Origin of the sequence: Janthinobacterium sp. BJB426 (genome assembly GCF_002735705.1) — a bacterium.
Classification (GTDB): domain Bacteria; phylum Pseudomonadota; class Gammaproteobacteria; order Burkholderiales; family Burkholderiaceae_D; genus Janthinobacterium.
Genome location: NZ_PDZL01000047.1, coordinates 1 through 2,870, shown reverse-complemented (window position 1 = coordinate 2,870; position 2,870 = coordinate 1). Strand labels below are relative to the sequence as shown.

Annotated in this window: 4 protein-coding genes; all 4 read left to right on the top strand. The window is 57.5% G+C overall.

Going from position 1 to position 2,870, the window contains the following annotated elements:
• On the top strand, window positions 1–595 hold a 595-nt coding region (locus CSQ93_RS28445), incomplete at its 5' end, for a phosphopantetheine-binding protein (RefSeq protein WP_158301413.1).
• 347 nt (window positions 596–942) lie between these two features.
• On the top strand, window positions 943–1,701 hold the full coding sequence (locus CSQ93_RS28440) for a thioesterase II family protein (protein WP_099380917.1): 759 nt from the start codon (window positions 943–945) through the stop codon (window positions 1,699–1,701).
• A gap of 181 nt (window positions 1,702–1,882) precedes the next feature.
• The gene (locus CSQ93_RS28435) at window positions 1,883–2,335 is read left to right on the top strand and encodes a hypothetical protein (RefSeq protein ID WP_158301412.1); all 453 of its coding nucleotides are present in this window, start codon (window positions 1,883–1,885) and stop codon (window positions 2,333–2,335) included.
• A 69-nt stretch (window positions 2,336–2,404) separates the two neighbouring features.
• A partial coding sequence (locus CSQ93_RS28430) for an IS1/IS1595 family N-terminal zinc-binding domain-containing protein (RefSeq protein ID WP_199534541.1) occupies window positions 2,405–2,870 on the top strand: 466 nt, incomplete at its 3' end.

The following is a 2,870-nucleotide window of genomic DNA, read 5'->3' as shown; positions in this document are numbered from 1 at the left end:
CGAGCTTGAATATCTTGGACGTGGCGACCATCAGGTGAAGATCCGTGGTTTCCGCATCGAGCTCGGTGAAATCGAGTCGGCCTTGCGCGGCTGCGAAGGTGTCGACGACGCGGTGGTATTGGCCGAGCAAGGTTCTGCCGGACAGGTGCGCCTGGTTGCCTACGTGCTCAATGCGCAGGCGGTGATCGACAGCGCACCGTTGCGGGCACAGCTTGGCCAGAGCCTGCCCGACTACATGGTGCCATCCATTTTTATGGCCGTGGCGGCATGGCCGCTGACAGCCAACGGCAAGCTCGATGTGAAGGTGCTGCCGCAACTGGAGAGGGACGAGGAGCGTGCATACGAGGCGCCGCAGGGCGACGTCGAACAAGCTCTCTCGGACGTATGGGTAGCCTTGCTGAAGGTGGATCGCGTGGGCCGCAACGACCACTTCTTTTCCATGGGAGGAGATTCGCTGTTGGCGATGCGATTTGCCAGTCAATGCCGTAAGGCCGGCTTGCCCATTGCGGTGCGTGACATTTTTGTGGCGCCAACGATTCAAATGCTTGCCGTTCGCGTCATCAATTCCCGTGTTGCTGTTATCCAGGAAGAATAAATAGGACCATCTTTGTATGTTGAAATCAATATTGCTTGGCCGTCGCCGGAGGCTTTTCTTGTGCGCTTTGCTGTGCGCTAGTCCTGCAACAGTCTACGTGCTGTTACTGGACTTCCTGAAGAGGCGGATGAAGGGTAGGGCAATTCTTCGCTTCCGGGATGGATTGTGGCGTATTGGATGTCCGCCATTTTCACTGATGTGGTCGCTTCAGTACGCGCCGCGCTATCGCATATCGAACTTTCCGAGCTCGACCTCTATGCCGTCAATATGCCGACTGACGCACGACAATAATTTTGCAAACAACCCGACGCAGGCCACCTGATTTGCGTCGCACTTAAGGAAATGATATGACTATGCTAAATGGAATTTTTACGCCGTCCCCACGCCCGAAGGCATCGTTTCGTTTATTCTGCCTACCCTATGCGGGAGGCAGTTCAAGCACTTACTTGAATTGGCAAAAAAATCTCGATGCGCATGTGGAACTGGTGTGTGTCGAGCCGCCAGGACGCGGCACTCGATTCGATGAGGCGCCTATTGATCGCGTTGATCGCCTGGTGGAGTTGTTGAGTGCTGAAATGCAATCCTGGCTCGACCGGCCGTTTGGCATCTTTGGACATAGCAACGGCGCTCTTGTCGGTTTTGAGCTTGCCCGCCGGCTGCAGGGGATGGGGAAAAGTCCGGCTATCTTCTTCGCATCGGCCAAGAAGGCGCCATCCCGCTTGGAGGAAGCGCGCTTGCATGTCATGTCCGATGCGGAGCTGATTGAGGAGCTGCGAATTAGTGGCGATACGCCAGATGAATTTTTTGAAACACCCGAATTGATCGATCTGTTTCTGCCCCCGTTGCGAGCCGACTTTGCGCTGAGCGAAACGTATGTGTATGCTCCGGGCCCCTTGCTGTCGGGCGAATTGGTGATGCTTTCCGGATCGGACGATGAGACCATGACACGGCAGGACCGTAGTGCGTGGTCGCACGAATTCACTGGAGAGCAAAGCTGGTGCGAAATCCCGGGCGGCCACTTCTTCATCGAAGAAAGCCAGAAGCACGTATTTGACGCGCTCAATAAATCGCTATCGGCGTTCCATGCGGCACCGAATCTACCCTAAATTTTGGAACACTCCTATTTTTTGGTAAACTTTGCCACTCATGGCGCTTTACGGGCTGGAGGCTAAGTTCGAAAAATGTCGAATGTCGACATTCATCGGCTCACGATATAGGACGCTGATGCGCTCGCGGCTGTCGGCCGCGCGCGCGTCGGCCAGTGAATTTGTTGGAGGGAGAGTGGGAATGCAGTTGATGCAACAAGAGCAGTTACTGCAACAAAGCCAAACGGCTTTTGACGCCTACTATGACGCGCTGGGCGCCTCGCTGGTGAATTTTGTCGAGCGCCTGGGCATCCAGCCGGCGCACGAAGTACTGACCAACGCGGCCGAGTACCTGCCGTACATCGACGCGGCCATGCGCACCATCGTCATCCGCGACGAGAGCTGGCAGTGGGTAAAAACCATGCTCGGCTACTTTATCGGCGAATACTTCGTGCAAGGCCATGCGGGCTGCTGGTATGTGGAAACGCGGGCGGAATCGCCGCATTTCTGCCGCACCATGGTGGGGGGCTTTGAACATGGCTTGCCGCTGGACGCGGCCATCGATCCGGAACAGCTGGCGCTCGATTTCCTGGCCCAGGCGGTGCCGCGCGAGCTGGCGAAACTCATTGAAGATGGCTCTGTCATCGATAAATAGGGGAACTGCCGGAATCTTCCCTTGGCATTGCTGTCTGACTCTGCATAGTTACCACACAGGGAGCAGATCATGCAGCCAGCCGAATGGATCCGTTTTATCGCCCAGTTTGCTCACCTGAACCGACGCCAGCGGCAAACAGGCATCGCCCTGCTGTGTGGCAACGCACCGCAAGACGCGACCGTCGCGTTGCTGGAAAGCGTGGCGCAGCCGCGATTGGCCTGTCCCGCCTGCCGCTCGCCTCACCTGCACCGGCATGGCCATGCGCACAGCTTGCAGCGCTACCGCTGCGTGCCTTGCGGGCGCACTTTCAATGCCTTGACGGGCACGCCGCTGGCCCGCTTGCGTCACAAGGCGCTATGGATCGCGTATGCCGATTGCCTGCTTGATTCCAGGTCGGTGCGCCAGGCAGCTCAGCAGCTGGGATTACACCGCAACACCACGTTTCGCTGGCGCCACCGTTTTCTCAGCGTGGCGAAGACGGACCGGCCGCATGGCCTGCATGGCATCGCCGAGGCCGATGAACTCTACGTGCTGG

Excerpts from the sequence above, each read along its gene's own strand:
- CSQ93_RS28435 (WP_158301412.1), top strand. The coding sequence starts at position 1,883 with ATGCAGTTGATGCAACAAGAGCAGTTACTGCAACAAAGCCAAACGGCT.
- CSQ93_RS28440 (WP_099380917.1), top strand. The coding sequence starts at position 943 with ATGACTATGCTAAATGGAATTTTTACGCCGTCCCCACGCCCGAAGGCA.